Source organism: Labrys sp. Lb11 (assembly GCF_057554225.1).
On record NZ_BAAJOT010000006.1, the window covers coordinates 418,103 to 433,230 of the forward strand.

General features: G+C 66.6%; 20 protein-coding genes and 1 tRNA gene. 9 read left to right on the top strand and 12 right to left on the bottom strand.

What is annotated here, in order from left to right:
* Nucleotides 1-67: 67 nt before the first annotated feature.
* From AC27L4_RS23980 to hflX, 3 genes are all read left to right on the top strand, one after another.
* The gene (locus AC27L4_RS23980; protein ID WP_487144971.1) at nt 68-928 is read left to right on the top strand and encodes a D-amino-acid transaminase; all 861 of its coding nucleotides are present in this window, start codon (nt 68-70) and stop codon (nt 926-928) included.
* 250 nt (nt 929-1,178) lie between these two features.
* Complete coding sequence (gene hfq, locus AC27L4_RS23985) at nt 1,179-1,436, top strand: RNA chaperone Hfq (protein WP_307271497.1); 258 nt, start codon at nt 1,179-1,181, stop codon at nt 1,434-1,436.
* Between the two features lie 210 nt (nt 1,437-1,646).
* The gene (gene hflX / locus AC27L4_RS23990; RefSeq protein ID WP_487145246.1) at nt 1,647-3,023 is read left to right on the top strand and encodes a GTPase HflX; all 1,377 of its coding nucleotides are present in this window, start codon (nt 1,647-1,649) and stop codon (nt 3,021-3,023) included.
* A gap of 61 nt (nt 3,024-3,084) precedes the next feature.
* Here hflX and AC27L4_RS23995 read toward each other — a convergent pair whose 3' ends face one another.
* Entirely contained in the window at nt 3,085-3,393 is a 309-nt protein-coding gene (locus tag AC27L4_RS23995) for a hypothetical protein (RefSeq protein ID WP_487144972.1), read from the bottom strand.
* Nucleotides 3,394-3,603: 210 nt separating this feature from the next.
* The gene (locus AC27L4_RS24000) at nt 3,604-3,762 is read right to left on the bottom strand and encodes a DUF3309 family protein (RefSeq protein WP_487144974.1); all 159 of its coding nucleotides are present in this window, start codon (nt 3,760-3,762) and stop codon (nt 3,604-3,606) included.
* Between the two features lie 139 nt (nt 3,763-3,901).
* Here AC27L4_RS24000 and AC27L4_RS24005 point away from each other — a divergent pair, with 139 nt between their 5' ends.
* Complete coding sequence (locus AC27L4_RS24005) at nt 3,902-4,093, top strand: hypothetical protein (protein ID WP_487144976.1); 192 nt, start codon at nt 3,902-3,904, stop codon at nt 4,091-4,093.
* Between the two features lie 18 nt (nt 4,094-4,111).
* Here the strand turns inward: AC27L4_RS24005 and mazG are convergent, their stop codons facing one another.
* Nucleotides 4,112-4,927, bottom strand: a complete 816-nt coding sequence (gene mazG, locus AC27L4_RS24010; protein WP_487145247.1) for a nucleoside triphosphate pyrophosphohydrolase — start codon at nt 4,925-4,927, stop codon at nt 4,112-4,114.
* Nucleotides 4,928-5,078: 151 nt separating this feature from the next.
* On the opposite strand from mazG, the gene AC27L4_RS24015 reads away from it, so the two are divergent.
* Both AC27L4_RS24015 and AC27L4_RS24020 read left to right on the top strand, forming a co-directional pair.
* Entirely contained in the window at nt 5,079-5,513 is a 435-nt protein-coding gene (locus AC27L4_RS24015; protein WP_487144977.1) for a GlcG/HbpS family heme-binding protein, read from the top strand.
* Nucleotides 5,514-5,602: 89 nt separating this feature from the next.
* A tRNA-Ser gene (locus AC27L4_RS24020) sits at nt 5,603-5,693 on the top strand.
* Nucleotides 5,694-5,930: 237 nt separating this feature from the next.
* On the opposite strand, the gene AC27L4_RS24025 is transcribed toward AC27L4_RS24020, so the two are convergent.
* From AC27L4_RS24025 to AC27L4_RS24050, 6 genes are all read right to left on the bottom strand, one after another.
* The gene (locus tag AC27L4_RS24025) at nt 5,931-6,611 is read right to left on the bottom strand and encodes a transposase (protein ID WP_487144979.1); all 681 of its coding nucleotides are present in this window, start codon (nt 6,609-6,611) and stop codon (nt 5,931-5,933) included.
* A gap of 158 nt (nt 6,612-6,769) precedes the next feature.
* Complete coding sequence (locus tag AC27L4_RS24030; protein WP_487144981.1) at nt 6,770-7,066, bottom strand: hypothetical protein; 297 nt, start codon at nt 7,064-7,066, stop codon at nt 6,770-6,772.
* A 114-nt stretch (nt 7,067-7,180) separates the two neighbouring features.
* On the bottom strand, nt 7,181-7,735 hold the full coding sequence (locus tag AC27L4_RS24035) for a transposase (RefSeq protein WP_487144982.1): 555 nt from the start codon (nt 7,733-7,735) through the stop codon (nt 7,181-7,183).
* Nucleotides 7,735-7,896: a transposase gene (locus AC27L4_RS24040; protein WP_487144983.1), complete on the bottom strand. Its 162-nt coding sequence runs from the start codon at nt 7,894-7,896 to the stop codon at nt 7,735-7,737. Before AC27L4_RS24040 ends, AC27L4_RS24035 begins: the two co-directional genes overlap by 1 nt.
* A 143-nt stretch (nt 7,897-8,039) precedes the next feature.
* A complete protein-coding gene (locus tag AC27L4_RS24045) occupies nt 8,040-8,891 on the bottom strand; it encodes an IS3 family transposase (RefSeq protein WP_487144984.1) in 852 nt (283 codons plus the stop codon).
* Nucleotides 8,888-9,319, bottom strand: coding sequence for a transposase (locus AC27L4_RS24050; RefSeq protein WP_487144986.1), 432 nt, complete (start codon nt 9,317-9,319; stop codon nt 8,888-8,890). Before AC27L4_RS24050 ends, AC27L4_RS24045 begins: the two co-directional genes overlap by 4 nt.
* 425 nt (nt 9,320-9,744) lie before the next feature.
* Between AC27L4_RS24050 and AC27L4_RS24055 the strand changes: the two genes are divergently transcribed.
* Both AC27L4_RS24055 and AC27L4_RS24060 read left to right on the top strand, forming a co-directional pair.
* Complete coding sequence (locus tag AC27L4_RS24055) at nt 9,745-10,479, top strand: MBL fold metallo-hydrolase (RefSeq protein WP_487144988.1); 735 nt, start codon at nt 9,745-9,747, stop codon at nt 10,477-10,479.
* A gap of 122 nt (nt 10,480-10,601) precedes the next feature.
* Complete coding sequence (locus tag AC27L4_RS24060) at nt 10,602-11,132, top strand: dihydrofolate reductase family protein (RefSeq protein ID WP_487144989.1); 531 nt, start codon at nt 10,602-10,604, stop codon at nt 11,130-11,132.
* 111 nt (nt 11,133-11,243) lie between these two features.
* Here AC27L4_RS24060 and AC27L4_RS24065 read toward each other — a convergent pair whose 3' ends face one another.
* Nucleotides 11,244-11,900, bottom strand: coding sequence for a phosphoribosyltransferase (locus AC27L4_RS24065; protein WP_487144991.1), 657 nt, complete (start codon nt 11,898-11,900; stop codon nt 11,244-11,246).
* Between the two features lie 408 nt (nt 11,901-12,308).
* Nucleotides 12,309-12,797 (bottom strand): Ros/MucR family transcriptional regulator, encoded by a 489-nt coding sequence (locus tag AC27L4_RS24070; protein ID WP_487144993.1) that lies wholly within the window; start codon nt 12,795-12,797, stop codon nt 12,309-12,311.
* A 471-nt stretch (nt 12,798-13,268) separates the two neighbouring features.
* Here AC27L4_RS24070 and AC27L4_RS24075 point away from each other — a divergent pair, with 471 nt between their 5' ends.
* A complete protein-coding gene (locus AC27L4_RS24075; RefSeq protein WP_487144995.1) occupies nt 13,269-14,237 on the top strand; it encodes a diguanylate cyclase domain-containing protein in 969 nt (322 codons plus the stop codon).
* 137 nt (nt 14,238-14,374) lie between these two features.
* Here AC27L4_RS24075 and AC27L4_RS24080 read toward each other — a convergent pair whose 3' ends face one another.
* Nucleotides 14,375-14,989: a class I SAM-dependent methyltransferase gene (locus AC27L4_RS24080; protein ID WP_487144997.1), complete on the bottom strand. Its 615-nt coding sequence runs from the start codon at nt 14,987-14,989 to the stop codon at nt 14,375-14,377.
* Nucleotides 14,990-15,128: the final 139 nt, after the last annotated feature.

Genomic DNA, 15,128 nt, shown 5'->3' on the forward strand with positions numbered 1-15,128 from the left:
TCGCCGGCCGGGCAAGGGTTCCTCCCGGCCGCCTCATCATGTCGTCGACGGGATTGCCGGATCACCCATGAGCCGTATCGCCTATGTCAATGGCCTCTATGTCCCGCTGCGCCAGGCCTGCGTGCACATCGAGGATCGCGGCTTCCAGTTCGCCGACGGCGTCTACGAGGTGTGCGAGGTGCATCTCGGCCGCCTGATCGACGAGACGCGCCATCTCGAGCGGCTCAAGCGCTCCCTGCGCGAGCTGCGCATGGCACTGCCCGTGTCGGAGCGGGCGCTCAAGGTCATCCTGCGCGAGACCGTCCGGCGCAACCGGGTTGCCGAAGGCATGGTCTACATGCAGGTCACCCGCGGCGCCGCCAAGCGCGACTTCGTGTTTCCGGCCGAAGGCACGCCGCCATCTCTGGTCGTCATCGCCCGCCGGATCGACCGCAGCCGGACCGAGGCCGTCGCCGTCGCCGGTATCGCCGTGATCAGCCTGCCGGACAATCGCTGGGAGCGCGTCGACATCAAGTCGGTGTCGCTGCTGCCCAACGCCCTGGCGCGCCAGGCGGCCAAGGAGCAGGGCGCGCGGGAGGCCTGGTTCGTCGATGCCGAGGGCTATGTGACCGAGGGCGCCGCCAGCAACGCCTGGATCGTCACCCACGAGAACACGCTGGTGACGCGCCCGGCCGAGTTCGGCATCCTGCGCGGCATCACCCGCACCACGCTGCTGGATCTCGCCCGGGAATTGAACCTGACAGTGGCCGAGCGCCCGTTCACCCTGGCCGAGGCCAAGGCGGCGAAGGAGGCCTTCATCACCGCCGCGACCAACGTGGTCATGCCGGTGGTGCGCATCGACGGCGACCCGGTGGGCGAGGGCAAGCCCGGTCCGCTGGCCGGGAAGATGCGCGCCGCCTTCCATGAGGTGGCCGAGGCCGCGTCCTGACGGCAGGCGGAGCCGGCCTGCGCCGGTCCGCCACGCGCTTCGGCGGGGTGGGGCCTGCGGCTCCCGGGCGGCCGGCCTGCGTCCGGCGCGGGCCCTGGGGGAAACTTTTGCTTGCGTGTGCGCACGTCCCCGCCGACTATGGGGACGATTGCATGGATTCATGCTTCGTCGCGTGTGCCGGAGGCCGGCGCATGCGGCTATGGCGTCAGGTTCGCGGGACAACTGCGGCCTGGAAATTTCGGGGGTCTTGATGGCGGCGGAACGAGCACAAAATCTACAGGACACGTTTCTCAACAATGTCCGCAAAAACAAAGTGCCGTTGACGATCTTTCTGGTAAACGGCGTGAAGCTTCAAGGAGTCGTGACGTGGTTTGATAACTTCTGCGTGTTGCTGCGCCGTGACGGGCATTCCCAGCTCGTCTACAAACACGCCATATCCACCATCATGCCCGGCCATCCGATCCAGCTTTTCGAAGGCGGAGAGATCGAGGGCGCCGACAAGCTCTGAACGTCCACCCGGGAGGTCCACGGCTGAGGATCGCAGAAGGGGTTTCATCGTTTCGGCTCATGCCTGCCGCCGCCGCTGTCGTCGATAGCGGTGGCGCTGGCGGCATGTCGGATGGGTGTGCCCTCGCGCGAGCCGGCCGGCAGGGCCATCGTGGACTTCGAGCCAGCGGCAGGGGCCGGGCCGGCGGTGGCAAATCCGTCGGAAAGGTTCATCGTGAAGCCTGACTCATCGAAGTCCGAAGCGGCCGCCAAGGTCGCTCAACGCATCGATGCGCACGAGCTCGAGGTTGCCTCGGGCACGCGCACCTATGTGGTCGTGCCGGTGCTGACGCGCCGGCCGGCCGAGAGCGAGCCGGCGCGCTCGCCCGCCGCCAAGCTGGAGGAGGCGGTAGGCCTTGCCGCCGCGATCGACCTTGCGGTCGTCGGCTCCGGCCTCGTGCAGCTCTCCGAGATCCGGCCCTCGACCTATCTGGGCAAGGGCAAGGTCGAGGAGATCACCGGCCTGGTGAAGGCGCAGGAGGTGACGCTCGTCCTGATGGACGCGGCGCTCTCGCCGGTGCAGCAGCGCAACCTCGAAAAGGCCTGGGGCGCCAAGGTGATCGACCGCACCGGCCTGATCCTTGAGATCTTCGGCCGCCGCGCCCGCACCAAGGAGGGCGCGTTGCAGGTCGAGTTGGCGCATCTGAACTACCAGAAGGGCCGGCTGGTGCGCTCCTGGACCCACCTGGAGCGCCAGCGCGGCGGCGGCGGCTTCCTCGGCGGCCCCGGCGAGACGCAGATCGAGTCCGACCGGCGCCTGCTGCAGGACCGCATCGTCAAGCTGGAGCGCGAGCTGGAGCAGGTGAAGCGCACCCGAGCGCTGCACCGATCGAGCCGACGCAAGGTGCCTTTCCCGATCGTGGCGCTGGTCGGCTACACCAATGCCGGCAAGTCGACCCTGTTCAACCGGCTGACCAATGCCGAGGTGATGGCGCAGGACATGCTCTTCGCCACGCTCGACCCGACGCTGCGGGCGCTCCGGCTGCCGCACGGCACCAAAGCGATCCTCTCCGACACGGTCGGCTTTATCTCAGACCTGCCGACCATGCTGGTCGCCGCCTTCCGCGCCACGCTGGAGGAGGTGCTGGAAGCGGACGTGATCCTGCATGTGCGCGACATCTCTCATGGCGACACCGACGCCCAGGCGGCCGACGTGCGCTCGATCCTGGCCGGCCTCGGCGTCGACCGGGAGGAGGGGCGTGTCGTCGTCGAGGTCTGGAACAAGGTCGACCTGGTCGAGCCGGCTGAGCGCGAGGCCCTGGTCAACGCCTCGCAGCGCGATGGCGCCGACCGGCCGGTCGTGGTCTCGGCCCTGACCGGGGAGGGGACCGGCCTGCTGCTCGAACGCGTCGAGGCCCTGGTCTCGGCCGGGCGCCTGACGCTCGACATCGACGTCCCGCCTTCCGACGGCGCGGGCCTGGCCTGGCTGCACCAGACCTGCGACGTGCTCTCGCGCGAGGCCGACGACGAAGGCACCGTGCATGTGCGCGTGCGCGTCGCGCCGGAGCGGGCCGACCAAGTGCGGCGCCGGTTCGGCCTGGCGGCCTGAGCAGGGCCGGCGGGCGGGTTTCCCGGAGAGATGGCCGGTTCATCGAGCCGAGACAGCGGGCTCAGGCGGACATCCGGCCCGACGTGATCCGGGCGCTTCTCCCTGAAATGGGAGAGGTCTCGGGCCGCTGCAGGCCCGGCTGCCCCCGGTCGCTCCCGGCCGGCGCGTCGGCGACGGCCGATTCGCCGGGATCCGCCGTTCGCGACAGGCGAAGCGTGACATCCTGCCCGTCGCGGACGGCCGCCGCGGCTGCATCGGCGGCCGCTTCGAAGGCTGCCCGCGCGCTGGGGTAGGTGGAGCTTTCCTCGCCGTCGTGCTCGAAGATCCAGACCGGACCGGAACCGACGATTTCAAAGACCGTTTCCGTCATTCTCCTCTCCTCGTGGCTGGAAGCCTTGTCCGGCGTGCGGCGGCCGTTCCGGTGGACGGACGATCTCGGCCGGAAGCACGCAAAGAGACGGCGGCCGAGACCGCCGGAGATGGGAGGAAGACCGGCCGCCTCCGTGCTGCCGGCCTGTCGGCGAAACGCGCCGGACGGTGTCCGGTTCCAGGGTCGGCCGATATCAGGCCGGTTGGCCGCCTAGATGCGTCCCATCAGGGCCAGCACGAGCAGCACGATCAGGATGAGGCCGAGGCCCCCGGAAGGGTAGTAGCCATAGCCCCAGCCCGCCGAATAGGGCCAGGTCGGAAGGCTGCCGATCAGCAGAATCAGCAGGATGACGATCAGGATCCAGCTCATGGTTTGCTCCGGGTTTCTCGCAGTCCGACTTGGAATAGGACGCCCCGGCCGGCGACATGTTCCATCCGATGGAAGGCCTCGACACCACAGGTCGAAAGGTGCAAGTTTTGCCGGTGTGCAGCAGAGGAAGGCAGGTGTCATGGTCGACCGTGAAGCCCTCGCAGAGCTCGACGCCCGTATCGCGACCTTGCGCCAGAACATCCGCGACCTGACCGAGCAGGCTGCCGCCGTCTCCGGCGCGGCGAGCGAGACCCTGATCGCCGACCGCATCGCCGATCAGGAGGCGAGCCTGGCCGCCCTGCTGCAGGAGCGCGACGCGCTGGCGAAATAGCCCGCTCGGATCAGGCTCTCAGAGGCCGGCTTGCTTGGCCTCGGTCCATAGCCCGTCCATCTCCTCCAGCGAGGATTGCGCCGGCGTGCGGCCGCGGCGGGCGAGCGCCGCCTCGATGAAGGCGAAGCGCCGCTCGAACTTGGCATTGGCGCCGCGCAGCACGCCCTCCGCGTCCGCCCTGGCGTGGCGGGCGACGTTGGCGACGGCGAAGAGCAGGTCGCCGATCTCGGCGGCGACGGCGTCCTGCGACGCGCCCTGGTCGAGGGCCGCCTCGATCTCGTCGGCCTCCTCGCGCACCTTGGCCAGCACGGTGCGGATGTCGTTCCAGTCGAAGCCGACCTTGCCGGCCTTCTCCTGCAGCTTCACCGCACGGGTCAGAGCCGGCATGCCGACGGGAATGCCGGCGAGAGTGCCGCTCCCCGTGGGCGCACCGCCGTGGCGCGCCGCCCGCTCCGCCTTCTCCTCGGCCTTGATCGAGGCCCACAACGCCTTCACCGCGTCCGGCTCCAGGTTGCGCGCATCGCCGAACACATGCGGATGGCGCCGGATCAGCTTCCGGGTGATCGCCTCGACCACGTCGGGAAAGGCGAAGGCGCCGGCCTCCTCGGCCATGCGGGCATGGAACACCACCTGCAGCAGCAGGTCCCCCAGCTCCTCGGCGAGGTCGGCCATGTCGCCATGCTCGATCGCGTCGGCGACCTCGTAAGCCTCCTCGATCGTGTAAGGCGCGATGGTGGAAAAAGTCTGCTCCAGGTCCCAGGGGCAGCCGGTGACCGGCGTGCGCAGCGCCGCCATGATCGCGATCAGGCGGGTGATGTCCCGGCCGGGCTGCATCGGTTGCGGGGGCGTGGCGTCATCCATGGCGGGTCTCCGGGCCGCCCTTCTATCCGATCCCGGCGCGCGACGGGAGACGTTTTGCGGATCCCGGCCGTCCGCCGCGGAAAATATGGTATGGCCCTCGTCCCTTCGTCCGGAGACAGAGACCATGACCACGACGCAGCCCGCCGCTTTCCTGCCCTATGGTCCGCCGATCACCCTGGACCGGGCCAAGGCGGTGATGGAGGCCGCCGAGGCCGAGGCAGCCCGCGAGGGCTGGCCGATGGTGATCGCCATCGTCGACGCCGGCGGCAATCTGGTGATGCTGCACCGCATGGACCAGGCCCAGCTCGGCAGCATTGCCGTCGCACGGCAGAAGGCCGAGACGGCATTGCGATTCCGCCGGCCGACCAGGGCGTTCCAGGACCTCGTCGCCGAGGGCGGCATGCATTTGCGGCTGCTGGCCATGCCCGACGTCCTGCCTCTGGAGGGCGGCCTGCCGGTGATCGAGGACGGCCGAATCATCGGCGCGATCGGCGTCTCCGGCATGAGCTCGGCCCAGGACGCCCAGGTCGCCCGGGCCGGGCTGGCGGTCCTGCCCTGAGCCTCAGGCACGCTTGCCGCACGAATTTGCGAAAGAAGCGTGCCCTTCCCTTGCCAAGCCCGCGGCTTTTGTCTATCCGGGCACACCATGGAGACGTGGCCGAGAGGCTGAAGGCACTCGTTTGCTAAATGAGCATACCCCACAAGGGTATCGAGGGTTCGAATCCCTCCGTCTCCGCCAATCACTTAAGTTTTTGAGATTAGACGAGAATTCAGGGAAATTGTGTCCGGCGTCGTAGCGGGGAGCGGCTGCGGGATGGGCGGATCGGTTCGGCGCATTGGACCTTCGATCCGGGGCAGCGAGGCCGGCGATCGCCGAAAGGCTCCCCGCATGTCACCCGGCGCAAGCTGCCAATGGTCGACGCGGCCACGGTCCTGGAAGATCTACGCGTTCCGCCGGATTCCGGTGACACTCCATTTATCCGCTGTCGTCACCCCTGTCCGTGCCGGGTCGCGGCCCCGGCTTGCCGCGGCGCAGACGCCGTCCGGTGCTGGCCTCCATGCGCTCCAGGAAGGCCTCGCTGCCGAGGGGCCGGCCGACGCTCTCGGCCTTGCGCAGTCGATCGAACAGCGCCTTGTCCGGTCCGAGGTCGAGAAGTCCGGCAAAATCCGGGAAGCGCTCGCGGACCGGCGCCGGCGTGGTGAGGCCGTCATCGAGGCCGGTGAGATGCGCGCGCGTGCTCGACCAGGGCCAGTCCTGCGCCGCCGGCACCAGACGGGCGCGCACCGGGTTCAGGGCGACATAGCGCAGCGCCGCAGCCAGGTGCGCCTCGTCCATGACCACGGCGCCGAACCGGCCTTGCCAGAAATGGCCCGTGCGCCGGCGGCGCGCATGGATGTAACCGGCATAGCGCCGATGGGCCGGCGCCAGGGCCCGCCGCAGGCCGTCAGGGTCGGACGGCACGAGGATGAGATGCACGTGGTTGGGCATCAGGCACCAGGCCCAGACCTGCACGTCCGCCGCCCGGCAGCCCGCGGCCAGGCAGGCCATGTAGGCCTGGTAGTCCGCGTCGCCGAAGAAGGTGCGCTGGCGGCCATTGCCACGCTGGGTGACGTGGTGCGGCAGGCCGGGGATGACGACACGGGGGAGGCGAGCCATGCCCCATCCTGCGGCAGGACCGGGGTCCTGTCAATTGACTGCACTGTCACCGAGATTCCCAGATCAAATGCTTGCGCTCTGCGAAAGAAAGAAGCTCCGCCTAACACGCGCCTGCCATCACCCCAAAGTCACCATAATACTCGTAATACTGATTTGAATTACGGATTCATCTGCTTTTTAACAATTACCTTACTCTGTCCCGGCGAAATATCGCCAACATATTCCAGTGCCTTTCCGTAAAAAGGATCATCAACCTTATATTCTTTATACACCTCCGCCTCAACACCTTCGATTGATCTCGCACGAAAACGAATAATTATCGACCTATTATTAGTCATCTCGACCGCAGCAACGATATCTTCTTTAGACATCTTATCAACCTCACTTTCAGCAGCGAAACACGGCTGTGAAATCGTCATAAAAAGGCAAGCCAATATGACTTTTAATAATGCCATTGCGCTCCGCTCCAATAAGAATTCAAATTTGGATTATTTATTCCATATTGTGCATTTCCTCCAAAATAGTTAGCAAAACTTTCGGCAAAAGCCTCTGACAAGTATCCGTTCGGATTACCGGACTGCGTATAATATGATTCCGGTGACACTCCATTTATCCGCTGTCGTCACCCCTGTCCGTGCCGGGTCGCGGCCCCGGCTTGCCGCGGCGCAGACGCCGTCCGGTGCTGGCCTCGATGCGCTCCAGGAACGCCTCGCTGCCGAGGGGGGGCGGCCGATGCTCTCGGCCTTGCGCAGTTGATCGAACAGCGCCTTGTCCGGTCCGAGGTCGAGAAGTCCGGCAAAATCCGGGAAGCGCTCGCGGATCGGCGCCGGCGTGGTGAGGCCGTCGTCGAGGCCGGTGAGATGCGCGCGCGTGCTCGACCAGGGCCAGTCCTGCGCCGTCGGCACCAGACGGGCGCGCACCGGGTTCAGGGCGACATAGCGCAGCGCCGCGGCCAGATGCGCCTCGTCCATGACCACGGCGCCGAACCGGCCCTGCCAGAAATGGCCCGTGCGCCGGCGGCGCGCATGGATGTAGCCGGCATAGCGCCGATGGGCCGGCGCCAGGGCCCGCCGCAGGCCGTCAGGGTCGGACGGCACGAGGATGAGATGCACGTGGTTGGGCATCAGGCACAGACCTGCACGTCCGCCGCCCGGCAGCCCGCGGCCAGGCAGGCCATGTAGGCCTGGTAGTCCGCGTCGCCGAAGAAGGTGCGCTGGCGGCCATTGCCACGCTGGGTGACGTGGTGCGGCAGGCCGGGGATGACGACACGGGGGAGGCGAGCCATGCCCCATCCTGCGGCAGGACCGGGGTCCTGTCAATTGACTGCACTGTCACCGGAATGCCCGGATCGGAGGCGTGGACTGCCCCCCTGAAATGAGACAGTGGAGTTTAGGTGACAGGGGATGTGTGTTGACGGGTCCAGTCGGGTTATGGGTTTGAGAGGTCGGCTTCGAATTCGGTCGGGGGTTTGTAGCCGAGGGCGGAATGGAGCCTCTGGCGGTTGTAGGTTGTCTCCAGGAAGGTAGCAATATTGCTCCTGGCTTCGTCGATTGACGAGTAGGTTTTTGCGTTGACCTCCTCCTTCTTCAGCGTCTTGAAGAAGCTCTCGGCCTTGGCGTTGTCGTAGGGATTGCCCGGCGCGCTCATGCTGAGACGGATGGCCCGGTCTTCGAGACGCTTGGTGTCGTCGCCGCAGGCATATTGGATACCTCTGTCGGAATGATGGATCAGGCTGTCGGGCGGCGGCCTGCGGTGGTGAAGGGCCATGTCGAGGGCGGCGAGCGCGAGCTCGGCGCGCAAGTGATCCTCCAGCGCCCAGCCGATGACACGGCGGGAGAAGGCGTCGAGGATGACGGCGAGATAGACGAAGGCCTCGGCCAGGCGGACATAGGTGATGTCGGCCACCCAGATCTGATCGATCCCGGTGGGGATGAGCGAGCGGATGAGGTTGGGCGCGATGCGAAAGCCGTGATTGCTGTCGGTGGTTCGGGGCACGAAGGCCCTGGTGCGCAGGACGAGCAGATTGTCCTCGCGCATCAGGCGCAGCACCCGTTTGGCGTTCACCTCGATGCCCTGGCGTTTGAGCTCCCTGGTCATGGGGCGATAGCCGTAGTGCTTGTGCTGGAGGGCGATGCGGTGAATGGCATCGCGCAGATCGGTGTCGGCTCTGGCCGGGGCCTTGCGCTCGAGAAAGCGATAGTAGCCGGCGCGCGACACGCCGGCGAGGCGGCAGAGCTGGTCGACGGCGGGGGCGCCTTGCAGGGTGCCGTTCCCGGTCATCGCTTGGACGACCGCGTAGAGCCGGGCACGGACGGATCGGGCGTCTTGCCCGCGTCCAAGGCCTGCAAGGCACGTTGAAAAAAATCGAGGCCCGCCTGCTGGCGGCCGATGATGCGTTCGAGTTCGCCGATCCGCACCTCGGCCTTGGCCAGGGCCTCGGCCGGATCCGGTGCGGCCGGCTCCGGCGGTGGCGCCAGAGCCGCCGCCAGGCGCCGCTCGCGCAGGCCCGGCTTCGGGCCGCGCTTGTGGCAGAGCCCGGCGGCTCCTTCCGCCCGCCAGAGCGCGCGCCAGCCATAGAGCACCTTGCGGCTGATACCGAGGTCGCGGGCAACCGCCGCCAGCGCCGCGCCGGCGTCCAGGCGCGCCATCGCCGCCTGCTTGAATGAGGGGGAGAAACTCCGGGTCGGAGTCCTGGGCTTGTCAGACATTCTGCCTCCGATAAGCCCTGTCACCCTAATTCCTGAGTCTCACAAGAGGGGGGCAGTCCAGGCGCAAACCCCGCGCCACACGATCTTGGCATCCTCGCCCACCACGCAGATGTGCGTCGACTTGAGGGACACGTCCAATCCGGCATAAACTCGCATCGCTTCCTCGGTTCCTCGGGGGACATCGCCGAAAGCGCCTCGAACGCTCCGGCAAGGCAGGCGCCTAACACGCGCCTGCCATCACCCCAAAGTCACCGGAATTCGGGAATTCCGGTCAGCCCGAGCGGTGATCCATAAGAGTTCGATTTTCCAAAACAACTTGCGTCACGCAAGCAGATGGCATACAAGCCATAGTGATTGTAAATTGCAAGCGGATGTGCGTGGCATGGCGAAGCTCGTGTCCGGAATGAACGCGTCCCCGGACGGCCATGTGGACCATATGGCGCCCGAGCCAACCCGCGCTCTTCCGCCGCTTCATCGCGGACGTGTGCGGCCTGGCCGGCAGCGTGCAAGAAAATGGTGACGGAGATGAAAAGATGAGCGCCGGCGCCTCAATCGCCATCACGCCGATCCTCGTTGCCGACCTGCTCGCCGAGGGCGAGCGGATGCCGGTCTATGTGCACGTCATCGACCATCCCGATGCGCGCATACTGGTCGATACCGGCATGACGGAACTGCACCCGGCGCTGGCTGACCTTGATCCCCGCCTCCATCCACTGAGCGAGCAGGACTTCGACCTCGCCGGCATCGATATCGTCGTCAACACGCACCTGCACGCCGACCATTGCGGCGGCAACCACCTCTTCGCCGACAAGCCGATCTACGTTCAGCGTCGCGAGCTCGACGACGCCCGCGGCGATGTCGACTACACCATTCGCGAGTGGGTCGATGCGCCCGGCGTGCGGTATGTGCCGGTCGATGGCGAACTCGAGCTGCTTCCCGGGCTCCGGCTCGTCCCGGCACCGGGCCACACAGCCGGCATGCAGGTCGTCGTCGTCGAGATGGGCGGGCGCCGCCCGGTCGTCGTTGGCGGCGACGTGGCGGTTTGGTTCGGCGAGCTTGACGAGCCGCATTCCGAAGGCCAGTTGCGGGTGCGCGCTCTCGACCCCGATCTGGTCTGGCTCGCGCACGAGCACGAGCCGTGGCGCCCCCGCGCCGTATAAGGCATCATGCCGGCGCTCCCTAGCGGGGCGAGGCAAGCACATAACTCAAATATCACCGTGCCCAGGCACGGATCGTCTTGCATTGCGCCTCGGTCGCGCGACGCTTGGGAGAGAAAAAGGACATGGCCAAGCTCGTATTCGGAATGAACCAGTCCCTGGACGGTTATGTCGACCAAGGGGAATTCGCGCCGGATCCCGACCTCTTTCGTCACTGGATAGAGCACGTGCGCGGCCTGTCCGGCAGCGTGTACGGCCGCCGCATATACGAGGTCATGCGCTATTGGGACGAAGACCATCCTGAGTGGACACGGGACGAGCGCGAATTCGCGACGGCATGGCGAAGCCAGCCGAAGTGGGTCGTATCGCGCACGTTGGAGACGGTCGGTCCCAACGCCACGCTTGTCGAGGGGGACGTCAGGACGGCGATATGTGACCTGAAGGCCCGGTTCGCTGGGGAGATCGCGGTTGCCGGACCAGACCTGGCGCGAAGCCTGACCGAGCATGGTCTTGTCGACGAGTATCGACTCTACTTCCACCCCGTCGTGCTTGGTCGCGGCAAGCCGTTCTTCGCCGGGCCCCGGCCGCCTCTCCGCCTTGCGGCCAGTGATTTGATCGGCGAGGACGTGATCAGGTTGACATACGTCCCAGCCTGATCAGGTGGAGCGGAAACCGCCCGAGGGCCGGCGCCTTTGGTGACCGCGGACCAAGGATGCCGGCTGACGTCACGTATAGAGGTGCTGCGCCTCGGCGGGCTTCGCCCGGGTTCAACCGTCGGCATGGTCCCGCGAGAGGGCCAGGAGCGCGCGAACCTCGTCGTCGCTGGTCTGGGAGAAATCGCGGTACCAGCGTCCGACGTCGACGAAGGGCTCCGGCATCGTGGCGCAGATGACCTCGTCGGCCTGGTCCGCCACCGCCCGGCAGGTGTCGCGGCTGCCCACGGGAACGGCGGCAACGACACGGGCCGGCTGCTTCTCCCGAAGCGCCGCGATTGCCGCCCGCATGGTCGAGCCGGTGGCGAGTCCATCGTCGACGAGCAGGACGATCCGCCCGCGAAGCGGGAGCGTCGGCCGCTTGCCGCGATAAAGGCGCTCGCGGCGGAGAAGTTCCTTTTCCTCTCTGGCGGCAGCCTCCTCCATGACGTGAGGCGGCAGATCGAGGCTGTCGACGACCTCCTCGTTGAGGACGAGCACGCCCGAAGCGGCGATCGCCCCCATGGCCAGTTCCTCATGGCCGGGAACGCCGAGCTTGCGCACGACGAAGACGTCGAGAGGCGCTTTCAGCGCGCGCGCCACTTCATAGGCGACGGGCACCCCGCCGCGAGGCAAGGCGAGGACGACGACGTCGTCGCGTCCCGCATAGGACCGGAGGAGGCGGGCGAGTCGCCGTCCGGCCTCGCGACGATCCGAGAAGACGGCTGCCATGGTCCTTGGCTCGATTGCATCCGGACGCCCCGATCCACGCTCGAAGGAACGATCGGGGCCGCACAACGGCAACCCATGCAGGACTTGCGAGTTCCGCGTTCCGATCGGAAAATTTTGAGGGAACGGGCCTGCCCGGGAATGGGGCGAGGCGCGATTGCATGCTGTCGCAGGCACGGTTGCGGCACGACCGCTGCCCGATGCCGCCGGAATTCGCCGGCCGCCACCTGCGCACGCGCCTTCGGCGGGCCTCATGCCCGGGAGCCCGGCAAGGATAGGCGAACATATCCGGCGCGCGTCGAGGGCCGGCCGGTCTCGAACGCACCCTGCGCGATGTCGGCCCGCGCGATGGATCCCATCGCAAGGGCCGACGGCTTCGCGAGCACGGCGACGCTCGTCGCCGGTCCGAATTCAGGCCACCTTGGCCTTCCTCTTGCCCCGCACCGGCTTCGCGACCTCCACGACGCTCGGCGCCGCGGTGGCTGCCTTGGCCCTTGCCTGCCCCAGGCCGATGGACTTCGCCAGTTGCGAACGTGCGGCCGCATAGTTTGGCGCGACCATCGGATAGTCGTGCGGCAGGTCCCACTTCTCGCGATACTGTGCAGGGCTCAAGTCATAGGCAGTCCTGAGGTGGCGTTTCAGGGACTTGAACTGCCGCCCGTCCTCGAGGCAGATGATATAGTCGGGTGTGACGGACTTCCGAACAGGAACCGCCGGTTTCGGCGCCTCGACGGCAGGCGACGGCTCGCCGACCGTGAGCCTTTTGAGGGCCGAGTGCACGCTGTCAATCAGCTCGGCCAGATCGGACGAAGCGAGCGAGTTGTTACCGACATAGGCCGAGACGATGTGGGCCGTCAGATCGAGAAAGTCGATCGGGTCCCCGTGAGAATGCGCGTCCATGATTGCCCCTGATCTCCAATAGATGGCCGTTTAATCGCGATGCATGCTCGTCATGCATCGCAGGACCATCCGACGTGGCAAGTGATTATATTTCAATGCCGGAAAAAAGTATAGGGCAGATGAATTATGGGCGTCATGAAATTGAAAGTGGCGACCGAGTGGCTTAGCTGTTCGGTTTCGCCTCCGCAGATCCAGATGATCGGTTCTCACCACCGCCTCTCCGCCCGAGTGTCCCGCGTCACGTCCTGGCCTGCGCGCCGTGCGCGTGGACGGAAGGAGGCGTGCCGGGCAGGGGTCGAGCGCGGCCGGTCTCGTCGCCTGTCCGCTTGAAACGGCTGGCGGCCCATATGGTTAGCGAATGGTTCTGCTACGTGTTCACTGGCGCGGGCGGCTCCAAATCGATGCTTAACTTTTCCCCGTTACCGATAGGCGAGGGTGGGTGACGCTTCGTTCGGACGGGTAGGCTGGGCCATGGCGCGCATCGTTTCAGACAAGGGCGACAGGTCGCTCCGACGCTTGAAGCAGCTTTACGACGAAGCGGCGCAGCTTGCGCGGATCGGCGCCTGGCAATGCGACCTCGAGGATGAAGCATTGATCTGGACCGATGGTGTCTACGACCTGTTCGATCTGCCGAGGGGCTCGCGGCTGCACCGTCCGGCGATCGTCGACATGTATTCCAGTCAGTCGCGCCGCGAGCTGGAGAGCATCCGGGAGGACGCGATACGCTGCGGCCAGGGCTTCTCGTTCGACGCCTGCATCCAGACGGAACGCCATGCGACGCGCTGGGTGCGCGTGACGGCCGCCGTCGAACGCGTCGGCGACCGTCCGGTCCGCCTGTTCGGAACCAAGCAGGACATCACCCATGAGAAGGCGCTCTGGGATCGCCTGAGGCAGCTGGCCGAGTATGATGCTCTCACCGGGCTCGCCAATCGCGCCATATTCGAGGCGCGCTACGGCGAGTTCATGAAATCCGACGACGGCAGCCTGTGCGCTCTCGCGCTCGTCGATCTCGACGGCTTCAAGCAGATCAACGACCGGTTCGGGCATGCGGCGGGAGACGAATGCCTCCGCCAGACCGCGGCGCGGCTGCGCCAGGCCTTCGAGAGCGCCGCGCTGATCGCCCGGATCGGCGGTGACGAGTTCGCGGTGCTTCTCACCGGCCCGTTCGGCGCCGGCCTCCCGGATGTCGATCTTGCGCGGGCGCTTCACATGCTGTGTCGCCCCGTGTTCTGGCGCAGCACCCGGATCGACGTCGGCGCTTCCATCGGCCTGGCTCCGGCGCGGAACAGGCCGCAGTCCCGGGCGGAGAGCCTGTTCGCCGAAGCCGATGCGGCGCTCTATGCCGCCAAGGCCGGCGGCCGGAACATGGCGCGGGTGTTCGGGGAGAGTGAAGCGCTGGCGCATGTCCCGCTGGCGGTCCGCCATCCTCCTGCCGCCTGAGGCGGCGGGACGGATCGAATGTCGGGATAGCGTCCCGCTAAAGCGTTTTGCGATTTGACGGACTCGCGTCAAGTCGCAAAGACGCGTCGAAACAAGGAGCTGGAGCAACGCGCGTTTCCACCAAAACGCGCTTTGCTCTAGCGCTTGCGCGCGACCACCAGGAAATTCTCGGCCAGTCCCGCGGGTGCCCCGATGGCCTTGCACGCCCTTTCGGTGGGTGCGACCAGGGCTTCACAGAGCTTGGGCAGGAGGGAGCCGGGGCGCGGAAGGTAGCCGTAGAAGATCATTCGTTCGATCGAGAACCCTTCTTCCCGCAGGAGTTCCTCATAGGCCGGCGCGCCCATTGTGTTTCGTAGCGTCATGCCGGGCACGTGATTCAGGAGCCGCGCGGCCAGCCCGGCCGGCGAGCTCGCATTCGCGTGGATGTTGGAGACGAAGCGTCCGTTCCGATCAAGGTGCGCGTGCAGGGCCCGCAGGACCTCCCGCCTCAGATGCTCCTCCGCATTGAGGAAGAAGCGGAAGGCGGTGATGACATCGAAGGTCTCGCCGAGGCGTTCCCGCGTCAGGTCGATGTTGAGCAGGCGCATGTTCGGCGCTCTCGGCACGCATGCCAGCATGGAGGCTGATATGTCGGCGCCGACGACAGAGCCGAAGCACGTGGCGGCCACGGTCGCGATCCGGCCGGTTCCGCAGGCGAAGTCGAGGCACGTCCGGTCCGTTCCTCCGAGCGGACGAAGGACGGTCTCGAGCAAGGGTCTCTCGACGCTCCGCCATAGGGCGGCGTAGTAGCCGGTCTGGAAGGTCCTGTCGTAGTGAGCGCCATAGCCCTCCGTCTGATGGCTGCTGCGATAGCCGGCCGCATCGGCAGCCTGCGGGGAGGGCAGGGCGTCG

Bases quoted from the DNA above. Each gene is read 5' to 3' on its own strand.
- AC27L4_RS23980 (WP_487144971.1), top strand. From the start codon at position 68: ATGAGCCGTATCGCCTATGTCAATGGCCTCTATGTCCCGCTGCGCCAG.
- hfq (WP_307271497.1), top strand. From the start codon at position 1,179: ATGGCGGCGGAACGAGCACAAAATCTACAGGACACGTTTCTCAACAAT.
- AC27L4_RS23995 (WP_487144972.1), bottom strand. From the start codon at position 3,393: ATGACGGAAACGGTCTTTGAAATCGTCGGTTCCGGTCCGGTCTGGATC.
- AC27L4_RS24000 (WP_487144974.1), bottom strand. From the start codon at position 3,762: ATGAGCTGGATCCTGATCGTCATCCTGCTGATTCTGCTGATCGGCAGC.
- AC27L4_RS24005 (WP_487144976.1), top strand. From the start codon at position 3,902: ATGGTCGACCGTGAAGCCCTCGCAGAGCTCGACGCCCGTATCGCGACC.
- mazG (WP_487145247.1), bottom strand. From the start codon at position 4,927: ATGCAGCCCGGCCGGGACATCACCCGCCTGATCGCGATCATGGCGGCG.
- AC27L4_RS24015 (WP_487144977.1), top strand. From the start codon at position 5,079: ATGACCACGACGCAGCCCGCCGCTTTCCTGCCCTATGGTCCGCCGATC.
- AC27L4_RS24025 (WP_487144979.1), bottom strand. From the start codon at position 6,611: ATGGCTCGCCTCCCCCGTGTCGTCATCCCCGGCCTGCCGCACCACGTC.
- AC27L4_RS24030 (WP_487144981.1), bottom strand. From the start codon at position 7,066: ATGGCATTATTAAAAGTCATATTGGCTTGCCTTTTTATGACGATTTCA.
- AC27L4_RS24035 (WP_487144982.1), bottom strand. From the start codon at position 7,735: ATGCCCAACCACGTGCATCTCATCCTCGTGCCGTCCGACCCTGACGGC.
- AC27L4_RS24040 (WP_487144983.1), bottom strand. From the start codon at position 7,896: ATGGCTCGCCTCCCCCGTGTCGTCATCCCCGGCCTGCCGCACCACGTC.
- AC27L4_RS24045 (WP_487144984.1), bottom strand. From the start codon at position 8,891: ATGACCGGGAACGGCACCCTGCAAGGCGCCCCCGCCGTCGACCAGCTC.
- AC27L4_RS24050 (WP_487144986.1), bottom strand. From the start codon at position 9,319: ATGTCTGACAAGCCCAGGACTCCGACCCGGAGTTTCTCCCCCTCATTC.
- AC27L4_RS24055 (WP_487144988.1), top strand. From the start codon at position 9,745: ATGTGGACCATATGGCGCCCGAGCCAACCCGCGCTCTTCCGCCGCTTC.
- AC27L4_RS24060 (WP_487144989.1), top strand. From the start codon at position 10,602: ATGGCCAAGCTCGTATTCGGAATGAACCAGTCCCTGGACGGTTATGTC.
- AC27L4_RS24065 (WP_487144991.1), bottom strand. From the start codon at position 11,900: ATGGCAGCCGTCTTCTCGGATCGTCGCGAGGCCGGACGGCGACTCGCC.
- AC27L4_RS24070 (WP_487144993.1), bottom strand. From the start codon at position 12,797: ATGGACGCGCATTCTCACGGGGACCCGATCGACTTTCTCGATCTGACG.
- AC27L4_RS24075 (WP_487144995.1), top strand. From the start codon at position 13,269: ATGGCGCGCATCGTTTCAGACAAGGGCGACAGGTCGCTCCGACGCTTG.